Origin of the sequence: Synechococcus sp. GFB01, from assembly GCF_001039265.1 — a bacterium.
GTDB lineage: Bacteria > Cyanobacteriota > Cyanobacteriia > PCC-6307 > Cyanobiaceae > NIES-981.
The window spans coordinates 1-4873 of sequence record NZ_LFEK01000095.1; the positions used below are offsets into that span (position 1 = coordinate 1).

Sequence of the window (4873 nt, forward strand, 5' to 3'; positions counted from 1 at the left end):
CCGGATGCATCGGCTGCGGCCGCCCGGCGCAGCGGCGAGCTCGCTGCGGTGCAGCAGCAGCTGCAGCGGCCCGGCCTGGCGCTGGCCCTGGTGGGCCGGGAACTGCCGCCACCCACGCTGCAGGAGCCGCTGGCGGCGGCCCTGCGCAACCGCTGGCCCCTGCGGCTGCACTGGGGCCAGCCCCTGCCCGGCTGGGATCCCCGGCGCGACTGGCCGCGGCTGTTCGCCGGCAGCGAGCTGCTCCTCTATCACCTGCGCTGGCCCCTCTCGGCCGCCGATCTGCGTTGGCTGCAGGCCGTTCCCGAGGGTCTGCCCACCTGGCTGCTGATCCAGGGGGCCGAGAGCCACGATCCCGCCCTGGTGCGCCAGGAGCTGAGCGACCTGCTGGCGGGTTCGCCGAGCTGTCCGCCGCTGCTCTGGGATGGCGAGGCCGCCAGCCTGGCGGCCTGTCTGGCACCTCTGGCGGATCAGCTCAGCCGCGAGGGGTCCGGACTGCGGCAGGCCGGGCAGCTGCGGGCGCTCAGCAGCCTGCATGGTCGCTGGCAGGCCGAGCTCGAGATCCTGCGCCGGCGCGCCTTCCAGCGGCTTCAGCAGCGCACCCAGTGGCTGGTGGCCGGCGGCGTGGTGGCCTCCCCGGTGCTGAGCCTGGATCTGCTGGTGGTGGCGGTGGCCAATGGTCTGATGCTGCGCGAGATGGCCAGGCTCTGGGACTGCCCCTGGAGCGCCGAACAGCTTCAGGCTGCCGCTGCGGAGCTCGCCCGCGCGGCCCTGGCTTTCGGAGTGGTCGACTGGAGCAGCCAGGCCCTGGCGGGATTGGCCCGCTGGCATGGCGCCACCTGGCTGGTGGGCAGTGCCGTGCAGGCGCTCAGCGCCGCCTATCTCACCCGGGTGGTGGGGCGTGCCATGGCGGATCTGCTGGCCCGTTCGGCGGGGTGGCGAGCCGGATCTGGAGCGCATCAAGCGGGAGGCCCCGCTGGTGGTGGCCGCCGCCGCCGAGGCGGAGAAGCTCGACTGGGGTGCCTTTCTGCAACAGGGGCGGCAGTGGCTGTCGGGATCCGATGCAACGCCATCGAGCGCTCCCGTGTAACGGACTGTTGAGCAAGTCGCTGCTTCCTTGACGATCCGTTGCGAAATGCTTCGCCTCCTGCGGGTCGGCCTAGCTTTCTACTGATGTCCGATTGGAAAGAGATTTCCCTTCGGATCTCGTCCACCCGTTCTCTTCTTCCATGACCACTGCTCTTCGCAGCGGCCGTTCCACCAGCTGGGAGTCCTTCTGCCAGTGGGTCACCTCCACCAACAACCGCATCTATGTGGGTTGGTTCGGGGTGCTGATGATTCCCTGTCTGCTGGCCGCCACGATCTGCTTCATCGTGGCCTTCATCGCCGCTCCTCCCGTCGACATCGACGGCATCCGTGAGCCCGTTGCCGGCTCGTTCATCTACGGCAACAACATCATCTCCGGCGCTGTTGTGCCTTCCAGCAACGCCATCGGTCTGCACTTCTATCCCATCTGGGAAGCCGCCAGCCTCGACGAGTGGCTGTACAACGGCGGTCCTTACCAGCTGGTGGTCTTCCACTTCCTGATCGGCATCTCCGNCTACATGGGTCGCCAGTGGGAGCTCTCCTACCGGCTCGGCATGCGCCCCTGGATCTGCGTGGCCTACAGCGCTCCGCTCTCGGCCGCCTTCGCCGTGTTCCTGATCTATCCCTTCGGTCAAGGCTCCTTCTCCGACGGCATGCCCCTCGGCATCAGCGGCACCTTCAACTTCATGCTGGTGTTCCAGGCTGAGCACAACATCCTGATGCACCCCTTCCATATGCTGGGTGTGGCCGGTGTGTTCGGCGGCAGCCTGTTCTCCGCCATGCACGGCTCGCTGGTCACCAGCTCGCTGGTGCGTGAGACCACCGAAACCGAGAGCCAGAACTACGGCTACAAGTTCGGCCAAGAGGAAGAGACCTACAACATCGTGGCTGCCCACGGTTACTTCGGTCGCCTGATCTTCCAGTACGCCAGCTTCAACAACAGCCGCAGCCTGCACTTCTTCTTGGCTGCCTGGCCGGTGGTGGGCATCTGGTTCACCTCCATGGGCATCAGCACCATGGCGTTCAACCTGAACGGCTTCAACTTCAACCAGTCGATCCTGGATTCCCAGGGCAAGGTGATCAACACCTGGGCAGACGTGCTGAACCGCGCCAACCTGGGCATGGAAGTGATGCACGAGCGCAACGCTCACAACTTCCCGCTCGACCTGGCGGCTGTCGAAGCCACCCCCGTAGCTCTGACCGCCCCCTCGATTGGCTGAGGCCCATCAGCCCGGCTGAGGCCGAACGGCCTGCCGAAGACCGAGAGCCCGGGAGCTCTCCTGCATCGAGCCCCCGCCCTGGCGGGGGCTTTTCCATGGCCGCCGATCGACTGCCGGGTCAGCGTGGCTGCAGTCGGCTCCATAGGATTTCCGCTGCCCCTGCGTGATGTCTTGCCCTCCGCGTGGCGTCGACTCCTCTCCCCCCTGCTGCTGGCCCTGCTGATCGGCTGCAGCCCTGATCGGCGTCCGCGGGCGGGGCCCACGGCCGCACGCCCCCTGGTGCTCACCACCTTCACGGTGCTGGCCGACATGGCCCGCAACGTGGCGGGCGATCGCCTGGAGGTGCGCTCGATCACCCGCCTGGGGGCCGAGATCCATGGCTATGAACCCACCCCCAGCGACATCGAGGCGGCCCAGGGTGCCGATCTGATCGTGGAGAACGGCCTGGGGCTCGAGCGCTGGGCCGAGCGCTTCGTCCGCTCTGTCGGTGACGTGCCGACCGTCACCCTCGCCGATGGCATCACCCCCCTGCTGATCGAGGGGGATGCCTATGCCGGCAAGCCCAATCCGCACGCCTGGATGTCGCCGCGCCGCGCCCAGCGGTATGTGGATCGGCTGGTTGACGCTTTCGCCGAACTCGATCCCGCTGGCTCAGCCACCTACAGGGCCAACGGCGAGGCCTACAAGCGCCAGCTCGGCCAGCTGGATGCCGAGCTGCGCACTGCCCTGGAGGCTGTGCCGCCGCGGCAGAGGCTGCTGGTGAGCTGCGAGGGGGCCTTTTCCTACCTGGCGCGTGACTACGGGCTGGAGGAGGCCTATCTGTGGCAGGTGAACGCCGAATCCCAGGTCACCCCTCGCCGGATGGCCCGCCTGATCGACACCGTGAAGCAGCGGCAGGTACCGGCGGTGTTCTGCGAGAGCACCGTGAGCAACAAGTCCCAGCTGGAGGTCGCCCGGGCGGCCGGCAGTCGCTACGGCGGTACGTTCTTCGTGGACTCTCTCTCGGGACCCTCCGGCCCTGCCCCCAGCTTGCTTGCTCTGCAGCGCCACAACGTGAGCCTGATCGTGCGGGGCCTGGGCCCCGCAGGTGAGAGCCGGTGAACCGCATCGAAGTCGACCAGCTCTGCGTTGACTACAACGGGGTGGTCGCCCTCCACGACGCCACGCTGAGCCTGCCGGCCGGATGCATCTGCGGCCTGGTGGGCATGAACGGGGCGGGCAAATCCACCCTGTTCAAGGCGCTCACGGGCTTCGTGCGGCCCTCGCGCGGGCGAATCCGGATCAACGGCGTGCCGGTGCTGCGGGCCCAGCGGGATCAGGCGGTGGCCTATGTGCCCCAGAACGAGGGGATCGACAGCAGCTTTCCGATCTCCGTGTGGGAGGTGGTGATGATGGGGCGCTACGGCTCGATGAATCTGCTGCGGCTGCCGCGGGCTTCCGATCGTCTGGCCGTGCGTGAGGCCCTGCAGCGGGTCGATCTGCTCGATCTGCGCGACCGTCCCATCGGCGCCCTCTCCGGGGGCCAGCGCAAGCGCACCTTCATCGCCCGCGCCATCGCTCAGCGGGCTTCGGTGCTGCTGCTCGATGAGCCCTTCAACGGCGTCGACGTGCGCACCGAGAAGCTGATGGCCGAGCTGTTCCTGCAGTTCCGCCAGGAGGGCCGCACCATCCTGATCTCCACCCACGACCTCAGCCACGTGCGCGACTTCTGCGATCTGGTGGTGCTGATCAACAAGACCGTGCTGGCCTACGGCGAGACCTCCGAGGTGTTCACCCCCGAGAACCTGGCCCTCACCTTCGGCGGTCTGCCCCCGAGCTGCTCAGTGCTCCAGCCACCTCCATCGAGAGCGAGCCATGAATCTGCTTCTGGAACCCCTGAGCCACGACTTCATGGTGCGCGCGCTGCTGGTCAGCGCCCTGGTGGGCAGCGTCTGCGGCCTGCTCTCCTGCTACATGACCCTCAAGGGCTGGGCTCTGATGGGCGATGCCGTGAGCCACGCGGTGATGCCCGGCGTGGTGCTGGCCTACGCCCTGGGGCTGCCCTTCTCGCTGGGAGCCTTCGTGTTCGGTGTGGGCTCGGTGGCCCTGATCGGCTTTGTGAAGCAGAAGTCGCGCATCAAGGAAGACACCGTGATCGGCCTGGTGTTCACGGGATTCTTCGCCCTGGGCCTGGTGCTGGTCTCGAAGGTGCGCAGCAACATCGACCTCACCCACATCTTGTTCGGCAACGTGCTCGGCATCTCCGGTGACGACATCCGCCAGACGCTGCTGATCTCGCTTCTGGTGGTGGTCGTGCTGCTGGTGCTGCGGCGCGACCTGCTGCTGTTCTGCTTCGATCCCACCCACGCCCGCTCGATCGGCATCAACACCGGCCTGCTGCACTACACCCTGCTCTCGGCCCTTTCCCTGGCGGCGGTGGTCGGTCTGCAGACCGTGGGCATCATCCTGGTGGTGGGCGATGCTGGTGACCCCGGGGGGCCACCGCCTATCTGGCTCACCGACCGCTTCGACCGCCATGACTCTGCTGGCCATCGCCAGCCAGCGTGCTCTCCAGCGTGCTGGGCATCACC

At 67.5% G+C, this 4873-nt stretch carries 3 protein-coding genes and 2 pseudogenes; all 5 read left to right on the forward strand.

Annotated features, from left to right (window positions below; genetic code table 11):
- A partial coding sequence (locus SYNGFB01_RS09750) for a YcjF family protein (RefSeq protein WP_053068432.1) occupies positions 1-1098 on the forward strand: 1098 nt, incomplete at its 5' end.
- Positions 1099-1226: 128 nt separating this feature from the next.
- A complete protein-coding gene (psbA, locus tag SYNGFB01_RS09755; protein WP_048017873.1) occupies positions 1227-2303 on the forward strand; it encodes a photosystem II q(b) protein in 1077 nt (358 codons plus the stop codon).
- Positions 2304-2474: 171 nt separating this feature from the next.
- On the forward strand, positions 2475-3404 hold the full coding sequence (locus tag SYNGFB01_RS09760) for a metal ABC transporter substrate-binding protein (RefSeq protein WP_053068419.1): 930 nt from the start codon (positions 2475-2477) through the stop codon (positions 3402-3404).
- A pseudogene (locus tag SYNGFB01_RS13340) lies at positions 3401-4117 on the forward strand (metal ABC transporter ATP-binding protein); the annotation flags it as partial. The gene SYNGFB01_RS09760 and the pseudogene SYNGFB01_RS13340, both read left to right, overlap by 4 nt.
- A gap of 40 nt (positions 4118-4157) precedes the next feature.
- Positions 4158-4873, forward strand: a pseudogene (locus tag SYNGFB01_RS09765) (metal ABC transporter permease); the annotation flags it as partial.